The organism is Seonamhaeicola marinus (assembly GCF_008085455.1).
In genome coordinates this window covers 1-202 of record NZ_VSDQ01000748.1, presented here as the reverse complement: position 1 = coordinate 202, position 202 = coordinate 1, and the positions used below count along the sequence as shown (strand labels likewise).

The 202-nt window shown below is 40.6% G+C and carries 1 protein-coding gene; it reads right to left on the bottom strand.

Annotated elements, in window-relative coordinates; genetic code table 11:
- On the bottom strand, window positions 1-202 hold a 202-nt coding region (locus FUA24_RS23330; protein WP_148545735.1), incomplete at both ends, for an ATP-binding protein.

Genomic DNA, 202 nt, shown 5'->3' with positions numbered 1-202 from the left:
TATGTCTTGGTTCTTCAATAAGCTTCTCCATGTACATATCATCATTACCAAAGGCAGCTTTACTTTCTTGTCTTGCAGAATCCCATGCGGCTTTTAAGTTTTCTTTTTTGAAAACACCGCGCATACCTTTACCACCACCTCCGGCAGAGGCTTTAAGCATTACTGGATAACCTACTTCTTCGGCTAATTTTTCACACTCTTC